This window comes from Sulfurimonas sp. ST-25, from assembly GCF_048079205.1.
In the GTDB taxonomy this organism is placed as follows: domain Bacteria; phylum Campylobacterota; class Campylobacteria; order Campylobacterales; family Sulfurimonadaceae; genus Thiomicrolovo; species Thiomicrolovo sulfuroxydans.
Genome location: NZ_CP182225.1, coordinates 289,522 through 314,224 on the forward strand (window position 1 = coordinate 289,522; position 24,703 = coordinate 314,224).

Annotated in this window: 26 protein-coding genes; 23 read left to right on the plus strand and 3 right to left on the minus strand. The window is 59.9% G+C overall.

The window, feature by feature from the left end; all coding sequences use genetic code 11:
* The first annotated feature begins 29 nt into the window (after positions 1 to 29).
* From ACM66T_RS01465 to ACM66T_RS01540, 16 genes are all read left to right on the plus strand, one after another.
* Complete coding sequence (locus ACM66T_RS01465) at positions 30 to 608, plus strand: TetR/AcrR family transcriptional regulator (protein WP_416768696.1); 579 nt, start codon at positions 30 to 32, stop codon at positions 606 to 608.
* Positions 608 to 1,840, plus strand: a complete 1,233-nt coding sequence (locus ACM66T_RS01470) for a TolC family protein (protein WP_416768697.1) — start codon at positions 608 to 610, stop codon at positions 1,838 to 1,840. Before ACM66T_RS01465 ends, ACM66T_RS01470 begins: the two co-directional genes overlap by 1 nt.
* The gene (locus ACM66T_RS01475) at positions 1,837 to 2,580 is read left to right on the plus strand and encodes an efflux RND transporter periplasmic adaptor subunit (RefSeq protein WP_231019917.1); all 744 of its coding nucleotides are present in this window, start codon (positions 1,837 to 1,839) and stop codon (positions 2,578 to 2,580) included. Before ACM66T_RS01470 ends, ACM66T_RS01475 begins: the two co-directional genes overlap by 4 nt.
* A complete protein-coding gene (locus tag ACM66T_RS01480; RefSeq protein WP_416768698.1) occupies positions 2,580 to 5,624 on the plus strand; it encodes an efflux RND transporter permease subunit in 3,045 nt (1,014 codons plus the stop codon). Before ACM66T_RS01475 ends, ACM66T_RS01480 begins: the two co-directional genes overlap by 1 nt.
* A gap of 181 nt (positions 5,625 to 5,805) precedes the next feature.
* Positions 5,806 to 6,669 carry a TIGR01777 family oxidoreductase gene (locus tag ACM66T_RS01485; protein WP_231019921.1) on the plus strand — a complete coding sequence of 288 codons (864 nt, stop codon included), beginning with the start codon at positions 5,806 to 5,808 and terminating at the stop codon, positions 6,667 to 6,669.
* A 210-nt stretch (positions 6,670 to 6,879) separates the two neighbouring features.
* On the plus strand, positions 6,880 to 7,368 hold the full coding sequence (locus ACM66T_RS01490) for a DUF4405 domain-containing protein (protein ID WP_231019922.1): 489 nt from the start codon (positions 6,880 to 6,882) through the stop codon (positions 7,366 to 7,368).
* A gap of 89 nt (positions 7,369 to 7,457) precedes the next feature.
* Positions 7,458 to 8,669, plus strand: coding sequence for a TolC family protein (locus ACM66T_RS01495; protein ID WP_416768699.1), 1,212 nt, complete (start codon positions 7,458 to 7,460; stop codon positions 8,667 to 8,669).
* Positions 8,669 to 9,880, plus strand: coding sequence for an efflux RND transporter periplasmic adaptor subunit (locus tag ACM66T_RS01500; protein WP_416768700.1), 1,212 nt, complete (start codon positions 8,669 to 8,671; stop codon positions 9,878 to 9,880). Before ACM66T_RS01495 ends, ACM66T_RS01500 begins: the two co-directional genes overlap by 1 nt.
* Entirely contained in the window at positions 9,877 to 10,557 is a 681-nt protein-coding gene (locus ACM66T_RS01505) for an ABC transporter ATP-binding protein (RefSeq protein WP_231019928.1), read from the plus strand. The genes ACM66T_RS01500 and ACM66T_RS01505 overlap by 4 nt, the downstream gene beginning before the upstream one ends.
* On the plus strand, positions 10,493 to 11,758 hold the full coding sequence (locus ACM66T_RS01510; protein ID WP_231019929.1) for an ABC transporter permease: 1,266 nt from the start codon (positions 10,493 to 10,495) through the stop codon (positions 11,756 to 11,758). The genes ACM66T_RS01505 and ACM66T_RS01510 overlap by 65 nt, the downstream gene beginning before the upstream one ends.
* Before the next feature lie 172 nt (positions 11,759 to 11,930).
* Positions 11,931 to 12,914: a CsgG/HfaB family protein gene (locus ACM66T_RS01515; RefSeq protein WP_416768701.1), complete on the plus strand. Its 984-nt coding sequence runs from the start codon at positions 11,931 to 11,933 to the stop codon at positions 12,912 to 12,914.
* A 3-nt stretch (positions 12,915 to 12,917) separates the two neighbouring features.
* Positions 12,918 to 13,217: a hypothetical protein gene (locus ACM66T_RS01520; protein WP_231019933.1), complete on the plus strand. Its 300-nt coding sequence runs from the start codon at positions 12,918 to 12,920 to the stop codon at positions 13,215 to 13,217.
* Positions 13,218 to 13,225: 8 nt separating this feature from the next.
* Positions 13,226 to 13,603, plus strand: a complete 378-nt coding sequence (locus tag ACM66T_RS01525; RefSeq protein ID WP_416768702.1) for a DUF4810 domain-containing protein — start codon at positions 13,226 to 13,228, stop codon at positions 13,601 to 13,603.
* Positions 13,600 to 14,283, plus strand: a complete 684-nt coding sequence (locus ACM66T_RS01530) for a GNA1162 family protein (RefSeq protein ID WP_231019936.1) — start codon at positions 13,600 to 13,602, stop codon at positions 14,281 to 14,283. The genes ACM66T_RS01525 and ACM66T_RS01530 overlap by 4 nt, the downstream gene beginning before the upstream one ends.
* 134 nt (positions 14,284 to 14,417) lie before the next feature.
* Positions 14,418 to 15,266, plus strand: coding sequence for a patatin-like phospholipase family protein (locus ACM66T_RS01535; protein ID WP_231019938.1), 849 nt, complete (start codon positions 14,418 to 14,420; stop codon positions 15,264 to 15,266).
* A gap of 81 nt (positions 15,267 to 15,347) precedes the next feature.
* Entirely contained in the window at positions 15,348 to 16,472 is a 1,125-nt protein-coding gene (locus ACM66T_RS01540; RefSeq protein ID WP_231019939.1) for an OmpA family protein, read from the plus strand.
* A 57-nt stretch (positions 16,473 to 16,529) separates the two neighbouring features.
* Here the strand turns inward: ACM66T_RS01540 and ACM66T_RS01545 are convergent, their stop codons facing one another.
* Both ACM66T_RS01545 and ACM66T_RS01550 read right to left on the minus strand, forming a co-directional pair.
* Positions 16,530 to 17,213: a gamma-glutamyl-gamma-aminobutyrate hydrolase family protein gene (locus ACM66T_RS01545; protein ID WP_231019941.1), complete on the minus strand. Its 684-nt coding sequence runs from the start codon at positions 17,211 to 17,213 to the stop codon at positions 16,530 to 16,532.
* Positions 17,192 to 18,199, minus strand: a complete 1,008-nt coding sequence (locus ACM66T_RS01550) for an amidoligase family protein (protein WP_231019943.1) — start codon at positions 18,197 to 18,199, stop codon at positions 17,192 to 17,194. Before ACM66T_RS01550 ends, ACM66T_RS01545 begins: the two co-directional genes overlap by 22 nt.
* Positions 18,200 to 18,314: 115 nt before the next feature.
* Here ACM66T_RS01550 and ACM66T_RS01555 point away from each other — a divergent pair, with 115 nt between their 5' ends.
* From ACM66T_RS01555 to ACM66T_RS01580, 6 genes are all read left to right on the plus strand, one after another.
* Entirely contained in the window at positions 18,315 to 18,593 is a 279-nt protein-coding gene (locus tag ACM66T_RS01555; RefSeq protein WP_231019945.1) for a CDGSH iron-sulfur domain-containing protein, read from the plus strand.
* 7 nt (positions 18,594 to 18,600) lie between these two features.
* Positions 18,601 to 19,767 (plus strand): hypothetical protein, encoded by a 1,167-nt coding sequence (locus tag ACM66T_RS01560; protein WP_231019947.1) that lies wholly within the window; start codon positions 18,601 to 18,603, stop codon positions 19,765 to 19,767.
* Positions 19,757 to 20,377 (plus strand): protein-L-isoaspartate O-methyltransferase family protein, encoded by a 621-nt coding sequence (locus ACM66T_RS01565; protein ID WP_231019949.1) that lies wholly within the window; start codon positions 19,757 to 19,759, stop codon positions 20,375 to 20,377. The genes ACM66T_RS01560 and ACM66T_RS01565 overlap by 11 nt, the downstream gene beginning before the upstream one ends.
* A 111-nt stretch (positions 20,378 to 20,488) precedes the next feature.
* Positions 20,489 to 21,061, plus strand: a complete 573-nt coding sequence (locus ACM66T_RS01570) for a PAS domain-containing protein (RefSeq protein ID WP_231019950.1) — start codon at positions 20,489 to 20,491, stop codon at positions 21,059 to 21,061.
* A gap of 38 nt (positions 21,062 to 21,099) precedes the next feature.
* Positions 21,100 to 22,251 carry an MFS transporter gene (locus tag ACM66T_RS01575; protein WP_231019951.1) on the plus strand — a complete coding sequence of 384 codons (1,152 nt, stop codon included), beginning with the start codon at positions 21,100 to 21,102 and terminating at the stop codon, positions 22,249 to 22,251.
* Positions 22,248 to 22,595, plus strand: coding sequence for a diacylglycerol kinase (locus ACM66T_RS01580; RefSeq protein ID WP_231019953.1), 348 nt, complete (start codon positions 22,248 to 22,250; stop codon positions 22,593 to 22,595). Before ACM66T_RS01575 ends, ACM66T_RS01580 begins: the two co-directional genes overlap by 4 nt.
* Here the strand turns inward: ACM66T_RS01580 and ACM66T_RS01585 are convergent.
* Entirely contained in the window at positions 22,587 to 23,102 is a 516-nt protein-coding gene (locus ACM66T_RS01585; RefSeq protein WP_231019955.1) for a ferritin-like domain-containing protein, read from the minus strand. The genes ACM66T_RS01580 and ACM66T_RS01585 overlap by 9 nt on opposite strands.
* 154 nt (positions 23,103 to 23,256) lie before the next feature.
* On the opposite strand from ACM66T_RS01585, the gene ACM66T_RS01590 reads away from it, so the two are divergent.
* Complete coding sequence (locus ACM66T_RS01590) at positions 23,257 to 24,654, plus strand: MBL fold metallo-hydrolase RNA specificity domain-containing protein (protein WP_231019957.1); 1,398 nt, start codon at positions 23,257 to 23,259, stop codon at positions 24,652 to 24,654.
* Positions 24,655 to 24,703: the final 49 nt, after the last annotated feature.

Genomic DNA, 24,703 nt, shown 5'->3' on the forward strand with positions numbered 1-24,703 from the left:
TTCGATAAAAAGGGACGGAAGGGTCAACCATGATCAAAGCAAAACTGCAGGATGTCAAGCGCTCCCTGATCCTTGAAGCGGCGGCGGAAGCCTTCGAGTCGGCGGGGTATGAAGCGCTCAAGGTCTCGGAGCTGGCCAAAAGCGTCGGGGTCTCCGTGGGGACGATCTACGGGCTGTTCGAGTCCAAAGAGGGGCTCTATATGGCCTATGTCAAAGCGCAGATCGGCGGTTATATCGAGGAGCTCCGGGCGCGCTGCATAGAGGTGACGGAGCCCGAAGCGCAGCTCGAAGCGGCGTTTTTGCTCAAGTTCAGCCATTTCGCCTCCAAGCGCAAGGCCGTCGAGGAGTGCGCGAAAAACAATCCGCTCTTTTTCAGCAATATCCGTCACAGCGAACCGGAGATCCTGGAGCAGGTGTACAAGGTGATCGCCGGAATCGTCCGGCGGATCAACCCGACACTGAATGAGGAGGAGGCCCTGGCAATGTCCTACCACATCGCCGGGCTCAGCGACGGATACATTAACTACTGGCTGGTCCACGACGGTGATCTTCTCTCGAAGGTGCCGGGACTGCAGGCCCAGATGTTGACCATGATCAAAGGATGCTAATGCGACAGATTTTCTCTTTACTTTTTGCGGGGACGGCTCTGTTCGGCTTCGACTTGCCGACGCTGATCACCCAGGCGCAGCAGAACGAGCAGGTGCAGGCCTATGCCAAACGCGCAGAGGCGGCGGCGCACGAACACGACGCGGTGGTCGCGTCGTACCTGCCGCGCATTGACGTAGGGGCGAGTGCCTCGTACATTGACGAACGGGGCAGCATCGACGTGCCCGAAACCTACAAGGCCTACGCCGAGGCGAACTTCGTCATTCTCGACGGCTTCAAACGCAAGAACCTCCTCGATGAGAAGAACATGCTGACCGAGGCGGGGCGGTTCGACCTCGAAGGGTTCAAAAAGGCGGTCTCGCTGCAGGTGATCCAGCGCTATGCCGAACTGCAGAATGTCGCGTCCGACATTGAGGCCCTGCGGAAGAACCGCGAGCAGCTCGCGGAGCAGCTGGAACGGTTCAAACTCTTCAAGAGTGCGGGCATCGCGACGGAAGAGGATGTCGAGCGTCTGAACGCCGCCGTGGCGGATGCGGATTACCAGATCACGGCGCGGCAGTTCGAGAGTGACCGCCTGCGCAGCCAGCTGGAACTGCTCAGCGGCGCGCCGCTGGAGGGGGAGCTGACACCGGGGGCTGTCGTTCTGCCGGAGAAGACTGAAGCGAAACGCCTCGACAGCCTCGAAGCGATGGCCTACAGGGTTCGTGCCCTTGGCTATGCGGCAGAACAGGCCGACAGCGTCTACTACCCGACTATCGCCCTCAATGACACCTATACCTGGTACGACTACAAGAATTTCAACCCGAGTTTCCCGGTCAATTTCGTCGACAAGCAGAACCGTCTGACCCTGCAGCTCACCATGAATCTGATCGACTTCGGCGCCGCGCGGCAGCAGAAACAGGTGATCCGGCTGCAGCAGGAGGCGCAGGCGCTTGAACTGCGCTACGCCGAGAAGTCGGCGGAGGCAGACCGGGCCCTGGCCCTCAAAGCGATCCAGCGCGCCGAAAGCCTGCTGGACGCGGCGAAAAAGTCGGAAACGGCCTCGGACTGCACCTTTGCCGTCGTCAAGAAGAAGTACGAGGCGCGGGTCGTTGATTACATCCGCTACCTTGACGCGCTGAGCAAAGCGACGGAGTCGAGAGCGCAGTACAACCGCGCACTGAGCGGGCTTAACAGCGCCAACGCAACCTACATTTATAACCTGGGGATGGACCCGAAGGAGTATGTCAAATGAAAAAGATCTTAGTGACGGCAGTCCTCATGTTTGCGGCACTGCATGCGGAGAACATCTATGCAACGTTCGATGTTGAGGCGGAAAAGGCCGCCGAACTCTCGCTGACCTCCAGCGGCACCATCGAAGGGATCAATATCGACGTCGGTTCCCGGGTCAAAAAGGGGGAGATCCTGCTTTGGCTCGATAACCATGATATGAAAGAGGCGGTGGAGCTGGCCAAGGCGCAGCTGGAGCTGGCCCGTGTCGACGCCAAGTTCGCCCAGCGCAATTTCGAACGCTACGAGAAGGTCAAGAACGTCATCGACGCGGGCGAGTACGACCGCTACGCATCGGCGTATGAGACGGCGAAAAGCCGTTTGCACGAAGCGGAAGTCAACGTTCGCTACAAGCAGGCCCTGCTGGAGAAGACGATCCTGCGGGCCCCCTTTGACGGGGTCGTTTCCGACAAGCCCGTCGAGGTGGGGGACGTCGTCAGCGGCGCCATGATCAAGGTGCTGCTGCGGCTGCAGAGCGCGAAGGCGAACACCCTTAAGCTCAAAGTCGACCAGAAGTACTGGACGAAACTCAAAGCGGGCCAGACTTTCCGCTACCGCGTCGACGGCGATACGGCACCGCGCGAAGGGAAGGTGAGCATCGTCTACCCGACGGCCAACAACGCCAACCGAAAGATCATCGTCGAGGTCCCGGCGAAGGGGATCGTCCCGGGGCTGTTCGGCGAGGGTGAGATCGAGGTCGACTGATGTACAAATTCGCCATTAACCGACCTATCACGACGCTGATGTATGTGCTGACGCTCGTCGTCTTCGGACTGATGAGTTTCAAAGCCATGCCCGCGGCGCTCTTCCCCAACGTCGACTTCCCCATCGTCACCGTGAAAACGGTCTACCCTGGGGCGGAACCGACCAGCGTCGAGTCCCAGATCACCGACAAGATCGAAGAAGCGGTCTCGGGGATCAACGGGATCGACACGATCACCTCCACCAGCAGCGACGGCGTCAGCGTCGTCATGGTGAAGTTCCTGCTCGAACGCAAGATCGACGAGGCAGCCAACGACGTGCGCGACAAGGTCTCCGCCGTCAAGCTGCCGGTGCAGGCGGAGAAACCGCTGGTAAGCAAGCTCGACATCGGTGCCGCCCCGGTCATCAACGTCTTCCTGGCGGCCAAAGAGGCGACGCCGACGGCGCTGATGCTCTTTGCCGACGAGAAGGCCAAGCCGGCGATCCAGCGCCTCAGCGGGGTCGGGGCCATCAATATCATCGGCTACCGCGACCGCGAGATCCGCATCTACCCAGACCCCTACGCCCTGAACAAGTACGGCATTACCGTGGGCGAGCTCAATGACATCATCGCCAAAGAGAACGTCAAGATCGGCGGCGGGAAGCTGGAGAAGGGTCCGAACGAGCTGATCATCAAGACCGAGGCCGACGCGGTAAGTATGGAAGACCTGCTCGCAATCAAGATCAAAGACGAGCTTCGCCTGGGGGATCTTGCCAGGGTCGAGGACGCCCTGGCCGATGCGAAGAGCTTCTCCTCCTATGACGGCAAGGCCGGCGTCATGCTGGAGGTCCAGAAGATCTCGGGCACCAATACCCTCGACGTGATCAAGCTGGTCAAGGAGGCCGTGCCGGGGCTGCAGAAGCTCGCGGGCGACAAGATCGAGGTGAAAACGCTCAACGACACCTCGCCCTTCATCATCCACTCCCTCGAGGACGTCGAGTTCGACCTCGTTTACGGGGCGCTGCTGGCGGCACTGATCATCTTCGTCTTCCTGCGCAACGTCACGATCACCCTCGTCGCCTTCCTGGCGATCCCGACGTCCATTATCGGCACCTTCGCCCTGATGGACTATATGGGCTTCGACCTGAACAAGCTGACGCTGATCGGGCTGACGCTGGCGATCGGTATCCTCATCGACGACGCCATTGTCGTCATCGAGAACATCTATAAAAAGATGGAAGCGGGGATGGGCAAGTTCGATGCGGCCGTCGAGGGGACCAAGGAGATGGCCTTCGCCATCCTCGCGATCTCCTCGATGCTGCTGGCGGTCTTTATTCCCGTCTCCATGATGAGCGGGATCGTCGGGAAGTTCTTCAACTCCTTCGCGATGACCGTCGCCTTTGCCATCGTCATCTCCTATACGATCGCGATGACCTTCATCCCATCGCTCAGTGCGCGGGTGCTGCATAAAGGCGAGAGCCGTTTTTACGACAAGACGGAGTTCATCTTCGTCTGGCTCGACCGCGCCTACGCGGCGACCCTGCGCTTTGCCCTGCGGTTCAAGGTGCTCAATATGGTCGCCGTCCTCGTCATCTTCATCGGTTCGCTCTCCCTCTTCCCGAAGATCGGGATGGACTTTGTCCCCAAGGAGGACAAGGCGGAGTTCGAGGTGAAAATCGAGGCGAAGCCGGGGATCTCCCTGGAGGAGATGCTCGTCAAATCCCGCAAGGTCGAGGCGCTGGTCAACAGCGTCGACCAGGTGGAGTATACGACGCTGGGCATCGGCTATAACAGCGCCCAGGAGATCAACAAGGCGCTGCTCTACGTCAAGCTGACGGACAAAACGACACGGAGCGAGAACCAGGAGGAGATCATCCAGGCGCTGCGCGGCAAACTCAAGGGGTTCGATCCGGATCTCTTCATCACCGCGGCGGCCATCCCGAACATCAAGGGCGCCGGGGTCTCCGTGCCGTACCAGATCGTCCTCAAGGGCGACAGCTTCGAATCCCTCACCAAGGCGTCGGACGCGCTCACGGCCTACCTGGCGCAGAAGCAGGGCTTCGTCGACATCGACACGAACCTCGAGGCGGGCAAGCCGGAGCTGCAGATCTCCATTCTGCGCGAGAACGCCAACCGCCTCGGCGTCCGTGCCGAGGATATCGCCAACGCCCTGGCAACGGCCTTCTCCAGCGACCTGCCGATTTCCCAGTATGAGGAGAACGGCAAGCTCTACGACATCACCCTGCGTTTCGACGACGCCCACCGCGAGGACGTGGAGCAGATCAAAAAGATGGAGCTGCGGACCCCGGCGGGCGACCTCGTTTCCCTCGACGGGCTCGTCACCTTTGAGAACGGCAGCGCGATGGCGGCGGTCAACCGTTTCGACCGCGAACGCCAGGTGACGGTCTTCGCCGACCTCTTCGGCCTCGACCTCGGCGGGGCTGTCGGCTACACGATGGCCAAGATCGACGAGCTGATGCCCGAGGGCGTCAACTACCGCTTTACCGGCTTCGCCGAAGAGATGGCCAAGACCGGCAAAGCCTTCGTCACGGCAATAGGGCTGACGATCATCATGATCTATATCATCCTGGCGATCCTCTACGAGTCGCTGATCCAGCCCGTCATTATCATGATGGCGCTGCCGCTCTCCATTACGGGGGTTTTGATCGCCCTCTTCTTGAGCGGGCAGCAGTTCAGCCTCTTCGTCATGATCGGCTTCTTCCTGCTGATGGGGATGGTCGGTAAGAACGCCGTCCTGCTCGTCGACTTCGCCAACGTCGCCGTCGCGAAGGGACGGGAGGTCAACGAGGCGCTGCTCGAAGCGGGCGAAAAGCGTCTGCGCCCGATCCTGATGACGACTTTCGCGATGGTCTTCGCGATGCTGCCGCTGGCATTCGGCAGCGGTTTCGGGAGCGAGACGAAGTCGCCGATGGCCATCGCCGTTATCGGGGGGCTGATCAGTTCGATGATCCTCACCCTGGTCGTCGTCCCCATCATCTACCGCCTCCTCTACCCGCTGGACCGCTGGCTGCGTTCGCACTACGAACGCCGTATCGGGGAGGCGTAAGCCCCTCCGTCAACCCTTTTCCCGAATGAGTCTGGTGTGTTTTTTTGTTTAATGCGCCAGAGTATGTTGTTTTTCTCAATTAATCCCTTCTGTGTCAGCGTTATCATGTGTAAAATAGGTGTGATGCAAAAAGGACGCGGTGTTTGGTGTGAGCACCCTACCGTCCGTCAGAGGAGGAGACATGAGAATCGCAATCAGCGGCGCAGGCGGGTTTATCGGAAGTCACCTGGTACGCATGTTCGAAGCGGAAGGGTGGGACGTTATCCCGCTCCACACAAAGGACTTTTTGCTCGATGACGCTGTTTTCGTCGAGAAACTTTCCGGGGCGGACGTCATTGCCCACCTGGCCGGTGCATCGATCAACAGGCGCTGGACGGAAGTGTATAAAAAAGAGCTCTACGAGAGCCGAGTGAAAACGGCAGAGAAGCTCGTGCGCGCCATGGCGATGATGGCAGAAAAGCCCAAACTTTTCATCTGTACGTCGGCAGTAGGCATCTATGAATCGACGGGCAAATATGATGAAGATAACGCCGTCTATGCCAACGATTTTCTGGGACGGCTGGCGCAGAACTGGGAGGCGGCGGCCATGCAGGCCAAAGCCGTTGGCATCAGAACGATCATCTTCCGCTACGGCATTGTACTCGGCCATGGCGGCGGCATTCTCAAAGAGATGCTTCTGCCGTTCAGGCTCGGTCTCGGCGGGACGATCGGCGATGGGACACAGTCTTTTACATGGGTGCATATCGAGGACCTGATGCGGGGCTACCTTTTTGCTACCCGGCATCAGGATATGGAAGGGGTTTACAATCTTATGGCGCCCGTGCCGACGACCAATTACGGTCTGACCAAGGCGCTCGGCAGGGTGCTGCACCGCCCGACTTTTATGGCCGTACCCCGTTTACTCCTGAAGCTGCGTTTCGGCTCCGAAGGCGGCGAGGCGCTTGCCGGCGGTCAGTATGCCCTGCCCAAACGGCTGCTGGAGGCCGGATTTACGTTTAAATTCAAAACCGTCGATGCGGCGCTGGAGGACCTATTTGGTTCCTGATACCCCGAGGGGGATACGCAAGGGCACCGAGAGAGCCAAAAAACGCAGTGACGCTTTTCCCACGACTGCAGCGGCGTTTACATTGGTTTACGCCGCGTTGGCTGCCGATATACACCTTTTTTCTACAATCGTTTCCAAAGAGATATGAACGGTGCCGGAAGTTCCCTGCCGTTCCCGAGTCACCGAACAACTATCTGCAAGGAGCGTATAATGAAACCGTTGATCAAAGAGAGTGCGACCTCGTTAACGGCGCTGGTATTTATTGTCGTCGGCGTGAGCGGCATCCTGCTCTATTTCCACCTCTTCGATGTCCAGGTCAAGGCACTGCACGAGACGCTGGGATTGCTCTTCGTCGCCGCAGCGCTCCTGCACGTCTACTTTAACTGGAAGGGAATGAAACGGTACTTCCCCAAAAAGCTTTTCATGGGATCCGCTGCCGTGCTCACCGCCATCTCTATTGCATTTATCGCGTCTGCGCAGAGCGGCCCGAACCCGAAGGTGACCCTGATTGAGCGCGCCCTGAACGCACCGCTGGCCGTGTCGCTCCCGCTGCTGGAGACGGACCTGGAAGCGGCCGAAACGCTGCTGGGCGACAGGGGGATCGCCCTTGGCAGTGCGGATTCGCTCGCTGCGATCGCCCGCGTCAACAGCGTCTCACCCTTCGAACTGGTCATGATGATCACCGCGGTGAAACAGTAATGCGGCGTCCCTGTTTAACGGGAGTTGTCCCTAAAGGGGCAGGCTTGTTCTATAATGGCAAGTGACACACTCAGAAGGATATCGGTAAAGTGAAAGAATGCACGTTACGTCTACGCCGGCTCTGGCCCCTGCCGTTTCTGCTCGCCGCATGCCTCGGCGCCGAAACACTGCCGCTTTCGGAACAGAAGCAGGAACTGCTGATGCTCAAGCGCGAACAGGTGATGGAACAGACCGGGACCGGCAAGACAAGCTGGGTTTCTCCGTTAATGTTGTCGCTCTCCTATACGCGCTCCAGGGATGCCGCGGGCAGTGAGGGCGGATTGGCAAGCGCCGGGGTGTCGTGGGACCAGGATGTTTTCCGCAGCGGCGGGATCTACTATACCGTCGAACAGGCGGAAGCCTCCGGCAAAGCGAACCTGCTTGCCGTCGACCTGGAGGAGGCTGCCTACCTCAAGCAGGCCTATACCCTCAAAGCGCAGGTTGAGCGGGACCGCTTTCAGTTGCAGCAGAGTGAATTGACGCTGGCCAATCGCGACATTGACCTGATGATCACCCGGGCGAAGTACAAGGCCGGCAGTGCGGACATCAGTGAGCTCAACCGTGTGACCATCGACCGCGACAGTGCACGCAGCGACGTGATCGTCGTGCGCAACACCCTGCGCAGCGAAGTATTCGAACTCCAGAAGCTGCTCGGGTCGCGCAGCGTCGACACGGTGTCGCTGCCGGCATTCCCCCTTGTCCCCCGCGACGTCTACCTGCAAAACAGCCTTGAACTGCTGCAATACACGGCCCAGAGCCGTGCGGACACGGCGGCGTGGAAGGTGACGCGTTCGGCCTACCTGCCGACGCTCTCGGTCAACGCAGGGTACGGCTATAACGACTACCGCGGCGACAGCCTCGATTATCACGGGGACCGCTACAGCTATGGCGCCGTGCTGAGCATGCCGCTCGATATCAACAGCAGGGGGACGGTCGAGGCGAGCCGACTGCAATCCTTGCAGACGCAGACGGCGCAGATCGACCGCAAGATGGAGCTGGAGGAGGAGTACGATATGCGTGCGGCGACCATTGGCGACTATGAAGAGAAGATCGGCGTGGCCGAAGAGATGATCGCCATGTACGACGACCTCTACACCTTCACGAAGAGCCAGGTCAAGGCGGGGTATACCTCCTCCTATGATCTCGAGTCTCTGGGCAATTCGGTGCAGATCCAGAAGCTCGAAAAGCAGATCCAGCACTATAACATCCAGATCGAGCGGATCGCGCTCTACTTTGACACCCGGATATACAAGGAGCAGTAATGGAAGCGATGGAAAAGGTCACGGCGTACAGAAGCCCCCGCTGGAAATGGATTATTCTGGGCTTAGTCGTGCTGATCGCAACGGCCGTCGGCGGCTACTTCTTCCTGCAACCGGCCGAGAACGGCCAGGCCTACCGTTTCGTGACCCAGAGCGCGGAGCGGGGGGAACTCAATATCACCGTTTCGGCGTCGGGGTACCTGCAGCCGCTGGAGAGCGTTGACGTCGGTACGGAGGTCTCGGGCACGATCGAGAAGGTGCTTGTCGATTACAACGACCTTGTGAAGAAGGGGCAATTGATGGCGCAGATCGACAAGACGAAGTACCAGAGCACCGTGGACAAGGCGAATGCGGCGCTGATGTCGGCCAAGGCGACGCTGGAGAACGCGAATGCGGAACTCTACCGCAGCAAGGCGACGCTCAAGCGCGACGAAACGCTGCGCGAAGAGACGAAAGGGGCCCTGCCTTCGCAAAGCGATTGGGATACGGACTATGCCGACTATCTGGCGTCCAAGGCGCAGGTCGATAACGCCAAGGCGCAGGTGGAACAGGCGAAGCACAGCCTCGTCTCTTCGCAGTACGACCTGGAGCGCACGGCGATCTATTCACCCGTCGACGGCACCGTGCTCACCCGGGAGATCGACCCCGGCCAGACGGTGGCAGCCTCCTACCAGACCCCGACACTCTTCACGATCGCCAAGGACCTGCGCAAGATGGAGCTGCAGGTCAGCGTAGACGAGGCGGATATCGCCAAGGTGAAGGCGGGGGACACGGCAACGTTTACGGTCGACGCCTATCCCGACAGCGTGTTTTCGGGGACCATCCGCATGGTGCGGGTCAATTCGGAGATCGAGGACGGGGTCGTCACCTACATCGCCGTGCTGGACGTCAACAACAGCGATCTGAAGCTGCGCCCGGGGATGAGCGCCGACGCGGATATCACCGTCCAGACCTTCCGCGATGCGCTGATCGTCCCCCGCGCCGCGCTGCTTTATCTTCCCGTCGTAACGTCCAAGGAGACGAAACTGTTCGCGTTTCATGATGATGACGAGAGCGCCTTTGATGACAAACCGCACGTCTGGCGGCTGAACGGGCAGACCCCGGAGAAGCTCTACGTCGAGGTGCTCGGCACGAACGGCACCCAGAGCGTCATCGCCGGGGAGGTGCTCACAGCTGGGGACAGTCTCATCGTCGCCCAGGAGAAGCAGCCGTGATCAGCCTGGAACAGATCACGAAGACCTACGGCAGCGGCGAAGCGGCGACGCACGTCCTGCACCCGCTGGATCTCCGTATCGGCCAGGGCGAGTTCGTGGCCATCATGGGGCCCAGCGGCAGCGGTAAATCGACTCTGCTCAATATCCTTGGTGCCCTCGATGTGCCCAGCGGGGGGCGCTATCGGTTCGAGGGGACGGACCTGGGGCGGCTGACGCATGAACAGCGCGCCCTGTTCCGCCGCTACGTCCTCGGCTTCGTCTTCCAGGGCTTCAACCTGCTCAAACGTACCTCGGCGCTGGAGAATGTGGAGATGCCGCTGATCTACCAGGGGGTTTCCGCCAGGGAGCGCCGGGAGCGCGCGGAAGAGGCCCTGGTGCAGGTCGGGCTTGCGGAGCGCATGCATCACGACCCCTCCCAGCTTTCGGGCGGGCAGCAGCAGCGCGTGGCCATCGCCCGCGCCATCGTGACGCAGCCGCAGGTCCTTATCGCCGACGAACCGACGGGGAACCTCGACACCCAGCGCAGCCACGAGATCATGGAGCTTATCCGGGGCTTCAACGCCCAGGGGATCACCGTGATCATGGTGACACACGAAGAGGAGATCGCCGAGTATGCGTCGCGCACGATCCTCCTGCGTGACGGCCGCATCGAGCAGGATACGGGCCATGCTGCTTAACGCTTTCCTGCAGGCCATCCGTGAAATCAGGCGCAACCTGATGCGCTCCCTGCTGACGGCGATCGGGATCGTCATCGGGATCGCCTCGGTGATCGCGATGGTCAACATCGGGCAGGGGGCGAGCGAGTCGATCACCGCGAGCGTGGGCAGCCTCGGCAGTAACACCCTGCACATCATGCCCGGGCAGGAGAAGGGGCCTCCGGGGATGTCGGGAACAAGCATCCCCTTCGAAATGAAGGACGTCCGTATCCTGCAAAAGTCGATCTTTACGCTCGAAGCGGTCTCCCCGATGGCCAGCAGTACCGTGAACGTGCTCTACCGCGACCGCAGTTACCAGACCAGCGTGCGCGGCGTCGAGAACGGCTATTTTGATGTCCAGAACTGGAACCTGGCGGAGGGGGAGCGCTTCGGCGAGAGCGAGCTGCGCGCGGGGCAGAGCGTCTGTATCCTCGGGCAGACGGTGATCGACGAGCTTTTCCCCGGGGGGGAAGACCCCCTGGGGAAGAAGATCCGCCTCAAGAGCTTTTCGTGCCGGGTGATCGGGACGCTCGAGGAGAAGGGGGCGAACACCTTCGGGATGGACCAGGATGACCTGATCCTCGTCCCCATCAAGATGTTCCAGCGCCGGATCGGCGGGAACCAGAACATCCCCTCCATCCTGGTGTCGGTCAAGGAGAACTATCCCCTCGACACCGTCAAACAGCAGATCCGCCAGGTGCTGCGCGAAAGCCGGAACATCAAACCGGGCAAAGAGGACAACTTCGCCGTCCGGAGCATGACGGCGCTGCTCGATACCCTGTCGCAGATCACCTCCATGCTGACGGTGATGCTGGGGGCGGTGGCCGCCATCTCCCTCGTCGTCGGCGGCATCGGGATCATGAACATCATGCTCGTATCGGTGACGGAACGCACCCGCGAGATCGGTATCCGTATGGCCATCGGGGCCATGAGCCAGGATATCCTGATCCAGTTTCTGATCGAAGCGGTCGTCCTCTCGGGCCTCGGCGGCATCTTCGGCGTGCTCACAGGCATCGGGATCACCGTGGGGGTCGCGCAGGCGATGGACCTGACCCTGGTCATCAACCCGGCCGTGACGACCGTCGCCCTGCTCTTCTCCATGCTGATCGGCATCGTGTTTGGGATCATCCCGGCGCGCAAGGCGGCAAACATGAACCCGATCGACGCGCTGCGGTATGAGTAAATAACCTGCACCGGCGCGGCCGGCTGCCGGACATCCGCCCGTTTTTTAACCGCACATCTCCGTTTTCTTCCCTTCTGCCATCCCCCATCCGAATGCCGGGGAGCGTTTGCAGCCCTCTAGATTAAGCATGACTTGGCATAATATAAAACATATACTGTTATCGGAGACTACAATGAAGTATAGGTATTTACTTGTTCCGGTCGCCGCAGCCCTCTGTATCACGGGGTGTGCGACTATGGAGAAGCAGGAAGTGCATGAAACGCCGACGGCGGCCCCCGCCGTCAGCAAAACGGTGCAGGCCGCCAAGGCGCTCAAAGAGGAGCCTTCGGGTCTGAAGCGCAAAGTCGCCATCGGCCGCTTTACCAACGAGACCCGCTACGGCCAGAGTTTCTTTATCGACGAGAACAGCGATCGGATCGGGAAGCAGGCGATGGATATCCTCTCCTCAAAGCTTTTCGAGACGGGCAAGTTCATCATGCTTGAGCGTGCGGACCTCGAGAAGATCCAGAAAGAGCTGGCGATGGGCGATGCGCCCGCGCTGAAAAACAGCGCGGACTACCTCATTCTCGGTTCCATTACGGAGTTCGGCCGCAACGAGGTAAGCGACGTCGGCTGGTTTAGCCGCGTTAAGAAACAGGAGGCCTTCGCGAAGGTCCATATCCGCATCGTCGACGTCAGTACGGGGCAGATCATCTACTCCGAAGAGGGGAAAGGCACGGCGTACAGCGAAGCCGGTACAGTCATGGGCGTCGGGGACAAGAGCGCGTATGACTCCCAGCTCAACGACAAGGCGATCGACGCGGCGATCTCGGACCTCGCATCGAACGTCATCGAGAACATGATGGACAAACCGTGGCGCGGCTACCTGCTGGGCTACGAGCAGGGGATGCTGATCACCTCCGGCGGCAAGAGCCAGAACATCAAGGTGGGGGACAAGTTTGACGTCATGGCGTCGGGCAAGAAGGTCAAGAACCCTCAGACCAACAGTATCATCACGCTCCCGGGCAAAAAGCTGGCAACGATCGAGATCGTCTCGACGGCGGGTGACACCCCGGAGAACGAAGTCTCCTTCGCGTCGATCACGAGCGGAGACCTTGGCGCGCGCCTGAAAACGAAAAATTTCTTGGACCTGTATATCCAGGTCCACAAGGATTAAAGCATGAAAGCATTGACAGCACTGTTGATGGCCGCCGCCCTCTTCATGGCCGGATGCGGCTACAAGTCGGGCGTCGCCACGGGTGAGCGGGCATCCTACCTCTACTTTACGGGTGACGTTGCGGGGGCAGCCGTCTCCGTCGACGACGGACAGCCCTTCACCGTCGAAGCCGGGCGCGACCACCAGTACCGGGTCGCTCCGGGCAAGCATACGGTCAAGGTTTACAAGGGGGATGCCCTTGTCGTTGAACGCAGTATCTACGTCGGCGACGGCATCGCCAAAGAGATCGGAGTCGGCCAGTGAGGATGGGCATGCTGATGAAAGCGGCCTGGCCGCTGGCAGCAATTGCGCTTTTGAGCGGGTGTGCTACGAAACCGCAGGCACTTTATAACTACGGCACCTACAGCGAAAGCTACTATGCGTACAAACAGGATGCCAGTGCGGAGAACCTCCTGGCGATGCAGCAGGCGATCCTGACGGCCATCGAAAACGCCGATGAGAGCGTTTCCAAGCGTGTGGCACCGGGAATGTACGCGAACCTGGGCTACATCTACTTCAAGCAGGGGGACACCAAGCAGGCCGTCCACTATTTCGAGATGGAAAAGAGCCTCTACCCGGAGTCGGCGCACTTTATGGACCGCGTCATTGAGAAGGTGCGCAAAGCCGAAGCGAAGGGGGCGAAATCATGAAGTACGGAAAAATAGCTGCAGTGGCAGCCTCGGTTTTCGCCGCGATGATCATGACGGGGTGTGCCGCCCATAACGCAGGCATCACCAAAGGTGAAGCGTTCCCCCAGATGTATGAAGAGGATCCGCGTTCCATCCTGGTGCTGCCGGCGATGAACGAAAGCAGCGACGCCGAGGCGAAAGCCTACTACGCCACGACGATCGAGATGCCCATAGCGCAGACGGGCTACTATGTCTTCCCGATGGAGATGGTCAGCGACGTCCTCAAGCAGGAGGGTGTCTATGACACCGAATTGCTTTACAGCATGTCCGCGGACAAGTTCTACGACTACTTCGGCGCGGACGTCGTCATGTTCACGCGTATCAAGAAGTGGGACGTCTCCTACATGGTCCTGGCTTCTTCCCTGACGGTCACGATTGAGTCGGAAGCGTACTCGACCAAGACGAACGAGAAGTTGTGGGATTACGACGGTAGCGTCACCGTTGACCTCACCAGCAACAGCGGCGGCGGAGGACTGGCCGGACTGTTGGTCCAGGCGATCGGTACGGCGATCAATACCGCCGCGGCCGATTATGTCGAATACGCCCATGTCGCGAACGCCCGGCTCTTCTTTGCACTGCCGGCGGGGCCGTATCACCCGGCCCACCAGACGGACCAGGGGGTCGTTATCCGCAAACGCTAGCCCTTTTTCTTTGGGCACAAAGAGAGCATGATGCTCTCTTCCCCTTCCATTACCCTCTCGAGTGACACAAGTTGATCTCCCCGCAGCTCCGAATGCCCTATAATTAGAAATAGTTCTGAACACAAAGGGAATCGATGAAGAAAGTATCGTTGGTATTGGGAAGCGGCGGGGCGCGTGGCTACGTTCATATCGGCGTCATCGAGGCGCTGGAGGCGAAGGGGTATGAGATCGTCTCTGTCAGCGGCTGCTCCATGGGGGCGCTGGTCGGCGGACTTTACGCCTGCGGCAGGCTTGCCGAGTACAAGGAGTGGGTGCAGGGGCTAGACCCCCTCGACGTCGCCGCGCTCCTGGACCTCGCCTGGGACAAGCGGGGCATTATGAGCGGTACAAAGGTTTTCGAGCGTCTGGACGATCTTATCGGTACGCAGGCGATCGAGGAGCTGCCCATCCGTTTTACGGCCGTCGCGTCGGACCTGAACCGTGGCAAAGAGGTGTGGTTTCAAAGCGGCGACCTGCTAAGCGCGATCCGTGCGTCGATCGCCATCCCCTCCGTCTTCACTCCAGTGGAGCTCGACGGGATGCTCCTGGTCGACGGCGGGGTCCTCAACCCCCTGCCCGTGGCACCGACGATGCGCGACCGCAGCGACCTGACCATCGCCGTCAACCTCTACGGCCCCGACGCGGAGCAGGAGGAAGCTGCCGTGGCCGAGCGTTACGACTCCTTTGCCGAACGTCTGGCATCCAAGGCCAAAAATGCCATCAAAGAGCGCCTCCGCCGCCGGGAGCAGGCGCACATTTTCTCCATTCTCGATCAGAGTTTCGATACGATGCAGCGCAGCCTGACCCAGTACCGTATCGGCGGCTACCCGCCCGATATCATGATTACCCTCCCCAAGAATATCTGCAGTACGTTTGACTTCCATAAAGCCGCGCCGCTGATCGAAGCGGGGCGCAGGGCGGTAGAGGGGCACCCGGCGCTATAGTTACATTTTTTTAAAAAAACGTTATTTTTTGTACAGTTCTCTATGGTATACTTCCGTGAATTTCGCTCAGGAGTATAAGGAATGATGAAGCGTGCATGGATGACGAGTGCGCTGCTGGCGGCACAGATCGCGGCAGCATCACAATACAATATCGAGGTTTCACCGGTGGCGGGGATCGGGATTCCGGAAGGCAATATTCTGCTTGAAAACGAGATGATCATCGGGGGTGAGATCCAGATCAACAACCTCTTTTCTTTCCCGATCAAACCGGAACTCTCCGCCTACTATGCGACGGATACGGATTACTCCTATGAGCCGCCGGCACCGACGCCGCCCCTTTTCCTCAGCCCTGCGGATATGTCTGCGTCCACGAATATCTGGCGTGTCGGCATGGGGGCCGTCTACGACTACACGGAGGAAGGCAGCGTCCGCCCGTTCGCCAAGATCGGCGCCGGTTACGAGAATATGAGCAATCCGCTCTACGGCAATAAAAACAGCGCCTACGGCGATGCCGGTGCGGGGGTGAAAATCCCCTTCACCGACCAGGTGGCGCTGAAACTCGAAGCGATCTACATGCTCAAGAACAACGGCAACCGCTATGACAGCAACCTGCTGGCGCTCGCCGGTCTCTCTTTTGCCTTCGGTGCCCACGGAACGTCGGGCGCGGCGGTAGCTTCATCTGGGTACAAAACCTACGACAGTGACGGCGACGGCGTCATCGACGACAATGACCAGTGCCCGAATACACCGCGCGGCGCCGAAGTCGACGCCTACGGGTGCGTGCCCGATGACGACCGCGACGGCGTTGCGAACCTTTATGACAACTGCCCGGAGACCCCATCAGGCTTCAAGGTCGATAAAGTAGGGTGTGCCGCGACCTTCCCGTTCAGCGTCGAGTTCGCCACCGACTCCGCCGTGGTGACGAGTGCCCATATGGACGAGATCGATGCCTTTGCGGATTATATGAAATCCAACCCCTACAAAGCCGAGATCGTCGGCCGTGCCGACGACCGCGGGACGAATGCATATAATGACGTGCTCTCGAAGAAACGTGCCGAGGTCGTTGTCGGCCTGCTGGTGGGTAAGGGAATCGCGTCCAACCGCCTGAGCGCCGTCGGAAAAGGGGAGACCGATCCGGTCGCCACCAACGCCACAGCCGAAGGGCGTGCGCAGAACCGCTCCGTCCGCGCGGAACTGATCCGCTGATTTTCTAGGAGAGGGCGCCGCCTCTCCTCCCCGTTTTCTTATCCCGAATTTATCTTTTCACGACGTATGCATCGTCCGTGCCGCATGGACAAAGGCCGCGAAGATCTTCCGGCTGTGCCAGCTGTAGGGCATGAACTCCGGATGCCACTGCACTCCCAGCAGGAAGGGCAGCTCCGTGTGTTCGATCGCCTGGACGATTTTGTTGCCGTCCCGGGCGGCAATGCGCATCTTCTCGCCGGGCCGGTCGACGGCCTGATGGTGCAGTGCATTGACGCGCAGGGTGGTCTGCCCGACAATGTCGTGCAGGTTTGTCCCGTGTTCCAGCGTCACCGTTTTGAGCGGCAGGGGCGTATGGGGGTGAGCGACGTCGAGGTCGAAGTCGTGAATATGCGGATGCAGCGTCCCGCCGAAATGGAGATTGAGCAGCTGCATGCCGCGGCAGATGCCCATGACGGGCACCCCCCGGCGGATTGCCGCCTCGAGGAGGTAGAGTTCCATGGCATCACGCGCGGGATCGGTATGTTCGATGGCCGGGTGCGCCCGGGCACCGTAGGTCTGGGGATCGATATCGCTGCCGCCGGTGATCAGCAGGGCGTCGAAGGGGGCATCACGGTAAACGGTTTCGGGATGCAGGAAACTTCCTCCCGCCCCGTGGCCCCCCAGCAGGAAGCGGGAGAAGTACCAGGCGAGCCGGCTGCCGCGTTTGCCTCCCGTGACGGCTATTCGAACTTTTCTGCCCATTGGCGTATCCTTTTTATCCACTGTTTTTTGCGGAAACGGTAGAAGAATGAGTTCATCATGCGGTAGCGCGCATAGGCGAGCGACAGCAGCGTCTCCGTATCTTCCGCCAGGCGTTCCACATGGAGCCAGCTGTTCCAGGCGTCGGCGGTGTGCCAACCCGCTTCGTCGACACGGGAGTTGGGGAGACGGAAGTGAAAGGCGGGGCGGGGGGAGATCTTCTCTTTGGGCAGGGCCCGGCGGACACGCCCCAGGTCGTTCCAGGCCAGCAGCGGCAGCAGGTCGAGGGCCCGGTTGCGTGTCGGGTTGGCTTCCAGGTAATCGTCGGTAAAGCTCTCCATCGTCGGACGGTAGGCGGGGTGCAAAACCTTGCGGATGTAATCGGAGGGGAAGGGGTCGATATAGAAAGAGAGGCGCCGGGTGAAGACGGGACGGATCTCCTCGGCCAGCAGGTCATAGAGCACGAGGTAGGCGCGGAGATAGGCCAGCAGGGTCGCCGCACTCAAGTCGGGGGCCTCGGGATTAATGTGGAAGCCGAAGACATAGAGGGGGTTGGCCGTCGTGCCGAGCGCCCCCGCATCGCGCAGGGCATCTTTAAGGGTCTCGACCAGGTCAAGGGCGTTCATCGGCAGCGGCGGCGTCGTCAGCTCAAAGGGGACAAGCGACGCGGAAAAGGAGCCGATAAAGTATTCGATGGCGTCGATTTCGTCCTGCTCCATCGCTTCGTCGAACCCGGCATTGTGCAGCCACTCCTGGAGGCCTGAGCGGATGAGGAACTGGAAATCGAGCGTCAGGGAGAAGTCTCCCCAGGGCGTCGGGCCGATGGTGTAGTGCCAGGGGTTGATTTCGGTGATCTCGCCCCCGGTGATCTCCGCGACGATCCTGGCACATGCTTCCAGCTCCGGGCCGGAGTACTCCAGTTCAAATCCGACGCGACGCATCTCGCCGTCGCTGCAGCGCACCTTCGGCGGCAGAAGAAAGGGTGTCATGCAATAATTATAGCCACACTTCCGGCGTTTCCGGCGGGCTTGACTTCGCCGTGGCATCGGGCTATTATGAAAAAAACGGTGTGCGGGATCGTCCACTGCAAAACGGGGGTGCCAGATGTGCAAGGATGCTGTTGTTTTTTTCAATAAACCGAAGGGGGTCGACCTGGAGGCGGGGAAGTCCTATATGTACTGCATGTGCGGCCGCGCCAAAGAGGGGGTCTTCTGCGACGGCAGCCACAAGGGGAGCGGCTGCATGCCCCTGAAGTTCACGGTAGAGAAGAGCAAGGCCTACCTGCTGTGCCGCTGCAAATCCTCCAAGAATCTTCCCTTCTGCGACGGGACGCACAGCTTCTACGGCGACGATGAGGTCGGCGGCCCCGTGATGGGGGAGTGAGGCGGCAATGATCCTGGAACACAGCGAGCGCATCGAAAAGGCCGCGGCCCTGATGGAGGCCTATGATGCGCAAAACCCGATTGGAACGGGGAAGGGGCGTTATCTCTGGACGGATGCCTTCGCCGTCTGCAACTTCCTTTCACTGTACAAACGCACCGGGGAGAAGAGGTATCTTGAAAAGGCCCGGATTTTGATCGATACGGTCCACCGCGAACTGGGGGCATTCCGCGGCGACGACGCGCGCGAAGGGCCTTTGAGCGGCTTGGCAGCGGCTGATGCGGCCAGCTACCCGACGGTAGCGGGACTGCGCATCGGCAAGCCGCAGCCGGAGCGCGGTGCCGATGCAGCGTATGATGAAGCCTCAGAGTGGGACCGCGACGGCCAATATTTCCATTACCTCACCAAGTGGATGCATGCTCTCGACCGCATGGCGTCGGTGAGCGGGGAGGTGCGCTACAGCCGCTGGGCCGTCGAACTGGCCAAAAGCGCGCACCGGGCCTTTACCTACGCGTTGCCGGACGGCTCAAAACGGATGTACTGGAAAATGAGTATCGACCTGCGCCGGCCGCTGGTCGCATCGATGGGGCAGCATGATGCCCTGGAGGCGTATGTGACCTATCTGCAGCTCTCCATGACGGCGAGGGCGCTGGGCGACGATGCGGGTCTGGGCGGGGAGCTCGAAGCCGCCGGGACGATGGCCGAAGCGATGCCGCTCGCCACGGAGGACCCTCTGGGGCTGGGCGGCATGCTGTTCGATGCGGCGCGGGTGACTCAGCTGATGGCGGGGCACGACCTGCCGTTGCGCGGTCTGCTGCGCTCCCTGCTTGAAGCGGCGCGGGAGGGAACGTCGCGCTACGCGCAGAGTAACGCCCTGCGTCATCCCGCCGACGCGAGGCTCCCTTTCCGCGAACTGGGATTGGGCATCGGGCTGCACGGGGTCTCCTTGATGCAGGCGCTCAACGGCGCCGTCCTGCATAACGCGATCCTGGCCGAACAGCTTGAAGGGCTACAGGCCTTTGTGCCGATCGCCGAGGTGCTGGAGCTTTTCTGGCTGCGGGAGGCGCACCAGGCCGTCGGGACGTGGCAGGGGCACGCGGGCATCAACAGTGTCATGCTGGCGACCTCGCTGCTGCCGGATGCGTTTTTGACCGTAGGAAGCGGCGATGATGCGTGACCGCGAAGCGACAGAGAGGCTGATCGCGGGGATGATCGACTACGGGGCGCTACGCACGCCGCGGATCATCGAGGCGTTTCGCGCCGTCGACCGCGGCGCCTTTGTGCCGGAATATTACGGGGAGGAGCGCTACGGCGATTACCCGCTTCCCATCGGGGAGGGACAGACGATCTCCCAGCCGACGACGGTGGCGATTATGCTGGAACTGCTCGGCGCCGAACCGGGTGAGCGGGTCCTCGATATCGGCTCGGGTTCGGGCTGGACGACGGCGCTGCTGGGGCATATTGTCGGTCCGCAGGGGGAGGTGACCGGGCTGGAGTACCGTAAAACCCTGGTGGCGGTCGGTCAACGCAACATTGCGCCATTCGGGTTCGGGCATGTCCGGATCGAGGAGGCCGGCGAGGCCCTGGGCATGCCGGGGGAGCAGTATGACAGGATCCTCGTCTCCGCCGCGGCGCGGGAACTCCCCGAAACGCTTCTGAAGCAACTCAAACCCGGGGGAACCCTCGTCATTCCGATCGGCGAAAGTCTCTGCCGCTTCAGCATAAACGAGCAGGGGGGAGTAGAGGAGGAGGTGTATCCGGGTTTCTTATTTGTCACATTAATGTGAAAAAACAATAACCGTTACTTTATATATATAATATTAACTATTACTTTTTGTAAAATATTAACTTTGCTTCTGTTACTATCCGACAAATATACATAATTTAAGGAGTCCCCGATGTCGGAGAAGTTTCAGCTCAAGCCCCTGGATATAGAAGTACCTGTCGATTCAAAAAGAGAGATCCTTTCGGAAACGGATGTCATGGGCAAGATCGTTTATGCCAATGAATATTTCGTGGAACTCTCCGGCTATCCCGAAGAGGAGCTGATGGGCAAACCGCACAACATCGTCCGCCACCCGGATATGCCCAAAACCGTCTTCAAACTGCTCTGGGACGCCCTTAAAGCGGGCAAGGAGTACAAGGCTATCGTCAAGAACCGCCGTAAAGACGGTAAATATTACTGGGTCTACTCGGAGTACAAACCGCTTTTCAACGAGCACAAGCAGATCCGCGGTTACCGCTCCCACCGCTGGCCGGTCCCCAAGAAAGTGCTTGATGAGGTCGAAACCCTCTACGCGAAACTCCTCGACCTTGAGCAGACGAAGACGCAGAGAGACGCGGAGATGTTCCTTGAGCTGAAACTCCACAACGACGGATTCCACGACTACTCCGCCTATATCGACGACATCTTCCATAAAAAACTGAGCGGCATGTTCGGCTTCTTCGGAAAACTCTTCGGCAAAAAATAAGCCTTTCTTCGCGCATCGGGCTGCGCTATAATGCCTGAATGCACTCTATCGATCAAAACGTCGTGCGCCTCGGATGGGTGAGCTATTTCACTGACCTGGCCTCCGCGATGGTCAATCCCATTCTTCCTATTTTTGTCATTACCGTCCTGCATGAAGGGATGGACAAGCTGGGCGTCATTGTCGCCGTGGCGACCTTCGTCTCCTATGCGCTCCGGATGGTTTCGGGCTATATCGCGGATTACTACGGCGTCGTCAAACCGCTGGTAGTGGGCGGCTACCTTTTTTCGGCCCTCTCGAAACCGCTGCTGGGGTTCAGCCACGGCTGGGGGAGCATTGCGGCGCTGCGCGCACTGGAACGGGTGGGCAAGGGGGTGCGTTCGGCGCCGAAAGACCTGATGATCGCCTCCTACGCCCGGCAGAACGCCCACGGCAAGACCTTCGGGTTTCACAAAACGATGGATATCGCGGGGGAGTTCAGCGGCACCCTGCTGCTCTTTGGGCTGCTGTGGTATTTCGGCGACAGCGAAGGGGTGATCCGCACCCTCTTCTTCGCCACGCTGATCCCCGGCCTCATCGGCCTGGTGATCGTCATCTTTTTCGTGCGGGATATCCCCAAACGGGTTCAGTGCGCCGAGCGTTTCCGGCTGAGCGGCGCGGACAAAAAAACCGTGCTGCAGCTGCTCTTCTATTTTCTGTTCCTCTTTTTCATATTCAGCGAAGCCTTCTTCACGGTACAGGCCAAAACGGTCGGGATCGCCACGGCTCTGATCCCGCTGCTCTTTGCCGTATCGACGGGGGTGCAGACGTTGACAAGCTATCTTTTCGGTCTGGGGTCGGACCGCTTCGGCAGCGGGACCGTGAACGCCTTCGGCTACGGCTGCGGCATCGTCGCTCAGGCGCTGCTGTGGCTGCAGACACCGTTGGCGACCTGGGCGGCCTTCGCTTTCCTGGGCCTTTTTACGGTCGCCACGCTCAATGCGAACCGGGCCATGATCGCGCAGCAGGCGGAGAACCGCGGTTCGGTCTACGGCATCTTCTATGCGGCGGTCGCGCTCTTCGCCGCGGCTGGGGCGGCCTTCGGCGGGTGGCTCTGGGAGCATTTCGGCATGCAGACGGCGCTGGACGTCGCGCTGGGGGGAACCCTCGGCGTTAGTGTATTATATGGGTTAAAAAAGGGGCTTCGAGGATGAACAAACCGAAATATTCGCTCCGCAGGAACTTCGGCTACGCCGTCGAGGGGTTTATGCATGTCTTCCGGCATGAGACGGTCTTCAAGATCGAGGTCGCGCTCTTTGTCGTGCTCAGCGTCGTCGCCTGGAGCATCGACATTGCCAAATGCGAACGGCTCTGGCTGCAGTTCTCGCTCTTCCTCCCCATCGTCGCTGAGCTCTTCAACAGCGCCGTCGAGCGGGGGGTGGATCTGAGCACGCGCGATTACCACCGCCTGGCCAAGGCGGCCAAGGACAGTGCGGCCGCCGCCTGTCTGATCAGCGTCGCGATGACGGTGATGATCTGGGCGGTGGTCCTACTTTAGCGCCGTCCTGATCTGCTCGACGAACTCTTGGATGTCGTCGTAGAGGGCCTGCAGATCCTCTTCGTGTTCAACCTCGTCGGCGAGGATCTGGGAGACGATGTCATAGGTGACGATGTCTTTTTCCCGGGTGAGATCGACGAGATCCGAATAGACGCTGATGGCGCACTGCTCCCCTTTGATCGCCTGCTCCAGCACCGCCATGACGTCGGGGTTCTCCGGCGCCTCGTACCCGCAGTTACCGTGAACCATCCAGTCGCTGGGGCTCAGCGCCGGGGTCCCGCCGAGCTGGATGATGCGGTCCGCCACCATCGTCGCATGGCGCAGTTCGTCCGCCGCGTGCTGATTAAGCTCGGCAATCGCGGCGTCTTTCATGATCCCCTTGACGACCTTGGACTCGATGAAGTACTGGTAGTAGGCCAGCCATTCGTCGCAGTACGCTTTGTTGAGCAGTGTGGCCACCGTTTCCGCTTCGATGCCTTTGAGAATTGAAATACCGCGAATCGCCATGACAGTCTCCTCTAAAAAATTGTAATAGTTCCATCATAGGACGACAATTCTTAAGTGCAGGTCAACACATAAAAATGATTATTTGGTTCAGGCCCGTTTGATCGTCCCGGCGGTTTAGTGCTATGATAGTGGCAGTGAAGCAAAAGGAGGGGAGATGGCGACGGTAATTTCCTACGGGGCGGCGGAGGTTGTCACGGGTTCATGCCACCTGCTTGAACTCGAAAACGGCAAACAGATCCTGATCGACTGCGGCATGTTCCAGGGCCGGGAGGAGGAGCGCAACGCGGAAGCGTTCGGCTTCGATCCGGCGCAGGTCGATTTTTTGCTGCTGACGCATGCGCATCTCGATCACTGCGGGCGGATGCCGAAACTCGTCAAAGAGGGGTTTACGAAGACGATCGTCGCGACACGGGCGACCTTCGACCTGGCCGAAGTCATTCTCCTCGACAGCGCCAAGATCATGCAAGAAGACCATGAAACCCGTTTTAAAAAGGCGCTGCGCCGCGGGACCGAGGGGGAGGTAAGCCCGCCGCTTTACGGCGAGGACGACGTCAGGGACGCCCTGGCCCTCACCCGCATCCTGCCCGAGTACGGCGAGCCTTTTACCCTTTGCAAGGGGGTGGAGGTGACCTACAGGGACGCGGGGCACATCCTCGGTTCCGCGTTTATCGAAATCGCCTACGAAGAGGCGGGGGTGACGCGGACGATCGTCTTTTCCGGTGACATCGGCAACGACAACGACATGGTACTGCCCAACCTCGCGCCCTGCCCCCATGCGGACTACCTCTATACCGAATCGACCTACGGCGACCGTGACCACCAAAATGCCCTGCAGAGCACGGAAGAGTTCAAAAAGGTCGTGACCGATACCCTGCTAAACTGGGGTAACGTGCTCATCCCCTCCTTCGCCGTCGAGCGGACCCAGGAGATCCTTTTTCTGCTGAAGCAGATGCACGAAAGCGGCGAACTGCCGCACTGCAAGGTCTTCGTCGATTCGCCGATGGCCATCAGGGCCACGGAGGTCTACGACCGCTACAGCGACCTGCTCAGCGCCAAGTGCCGGGAGGTGAAGGCGCGGGACGGGAGCGTCTTTGATTTCGAACTGCTCACCTACACCCTCGACGTTGGGGAGTCCAAGGCGATCAACCAGATCGACAGCCGCGCCATCATCATCGCCGGCAGCGGGATGTGCACCGGCGGCCGTATCCTGCACCACTTCAAACACCGCCTCTGGAACCGCAAGAATGCGCTGATCTTCGTCGGCTACCAGGCCGCCGGCACGTTGGGGCGCCGCATCGTTGACGGGGCAAAGTGGGTCAAGATCTACCGCGAAGATATCCGGATCGAGGCCGGTGTCTATACAATCAACGGTTTTTCCGCCCATGCCGACCAATCCGGCATCCTGGAGTGGATCAAGGGGATGAACAGCGTCAAAAACATCTTTCTCATCCACGGGGAAGCGGACAAAGAGGCGCTCTTCAAGGCGGCCATTGCGGAGAAGCTGCACAAAGAGGCCCATATCGTGGAGCAGAACGAGGTGATCTACCTGTAGCGCGGCAGCACAGGGAAGAGGCGAGGAACACTGCACTAAGGAGGAAGCG

Excerpts from the sequence above, each read along its gene's own strand:
- ACM66T_RS01465 (WP_416768696.1), top strand. The coding sequence starts at position 30 with ATGATCAAAGCAAAACTGCAGGATGTCAAGCGCTCCCTGATCCTTGAA.
- ACM66T_RS01470 (WP_416768697.1), top strand. The coding sequence starts at position 608 with ATGCGACAGATTTTCTCTTTACTTTTTGCGGGGACGGCTCTGTTCGGC.
- ACM66T_RS01475 (WP_231019917.1), top strand. The coding sequence starts at position 1,837 with ATGAAAAAGATCTTAGTGACGGCAGTCCTCATGTTTGCGGCACTGCAT.
- ACM66T_RS01480 (WP_416768698.1), top strand. The coding sequence starts at position 2,580 with ATGTACAAATTCGCCATTAACCGACCTATCACGACGCTGATGTATGTG.
- ACM66T_RS01485 (WP_231019921.1), top strand. The coding sequence starts at position 5,806 with ATGAGAATCGCAATCAGCGGCGCAGGCGGGTTTATCGGAAGTCACCTG.
- ACM66T_RS01490 (WP_231019922.1), top strand. The coding sequence starts at position 6,880 with ATGAAACCGTTGATCAAAGAGAGTGCGACCTCGTTAACGGCGCTGGTA.
- ACM66T_RS01500 (WP_416768700.1), top strand. The coding sequence starts at position 8,669 with ATGGAAGCGATGGAAAAGGTCACGGCGTACAGAAGCCCCCGCTGGAAA.
- ACM66T_RS01510 (WP_231019929.1), top strand. The coding sequence starts at position 10,493 with ATGCGTCGCGCACGATCCTCCTGCGTGACGGCCGCATCGAGCAGGATA.
- ACM66T_RS01515 (WP_416768701.1), top strand. The coding sequence starts at position 11,931 with ATGAAGTATAGGTATTTACTTGTTCCGGTCGCCGCAGCCCTCTGTATC.
- ACM66T_RS01520 (WP_231019933.1), top strand. The coding sequence starts at position 12,918 with ATGAAAGCATTGACAGCACTGTTGATGGCCGCCGCCCTCTTCATGGCC.
- ACM66T_RS01525 (WP_416768702.1), top strand. The coding sequence starts at position 13,226 with ATGCTGATGAAAGCGGCCTGGCCGCTGGCAGCAATTGCGCTTTTGAGC.
- ACM66T_RS01530 (WP_231019936.1), top strand. The coding sequence starts at position 13,600 with ATGAAGTACGGAAAAATAGCTGCAGTGGCAGCCTCGGTTTTCGCCGCG.
- ACM66T_RS01535 (WP_231019938.1), top strand. The coding sequence starts at position 14,418 with ATGAAGAAAGTATCGTTGGTATTGGGAAGCGGCGGGGCGCGTGGCTAC.
- ACM66T_RS01540 (WP_231019939.1), top strand. The coding sequence starts at position 15,348 with ATGATGAAGCGTGCATGGATGACGAGTGCGCTGCTGGCGGCACAGATC.
- ACM66T_RS01545 (WP_231019941.1), bottom strand. The coding sequence starts at position 17,213 with ATGGGCAGAAAAGTTCGAATAGCCGTCACGGGAGGCAAACGCGGCAGC.
- ACM66T_RS01550 (WP_231019943.1), bottom strand. The coding sequence starts at position 18,199 with ATGACACCCTTTCTTCTGCCGCCGAAGGTGCGCTGCAGCGACGGCGAG.
- ACM66T_RS01555 (WP_231019945.1), top strand. The coding sequence starts at position 18,315 with ATGTGCAAGGATGCTGTTGTTTTTTTCAATAAACCGAAGGGGGTCGAC.
- ACM66T_RS01560 (WP_231019947.1), top strand. The coding sequence starts at position 18,601 with ATGATCCTGGAACACAGCGAGCGCATCGAAAAGGCCGCGGCCCTGATG.
- ACM66T_RS01565 (WP_231019949.1), top strand. The coding sequence starts at position 19,757 with ATGATGCGTGACCGCGAAGCGACAGAGAGGCTGATCGCGGGGATGATC.
- ACM66T_RS01570 (WP_231019950.1), top strand. The coding sequence starts at position 20,489 with ATGTCGGAGAAGTTTCAGCTCAAGCCCCTGGATATAGAAGTACCTGTC.
- ACM66T_RS01575 (WP_231019951.1), top strand. The coding sequence starts at position 21,100 with ATGCACTCTATCGATCAAAACGTCGTGCGCCTCGGATGGGTGAGCTAT.
- ACM66T_RS01580 (WP_231019953.1), top strand. The coding sequence starts at position 22,248 with ATGAACAAACCGAAATATTCGCTCCGCAGGAACTTCGGCTACGCCGTC.
- ACM66T_RS01585 (WP_231019955.1), bottom strand. The coding sequence starts at position 23,102 with ATGGCGATTCGCGGTATTTCAATTCTCAAAGGCATCGAAGCGGAAACG.
- ACM66T_RS01590 (WP_231019957.1), top strand. The coding sequence starts at position 23,257 with ATGGCGACGGTAATTTCCTACGGGGCGGCGGAGGTTGTCACGGGTTCA.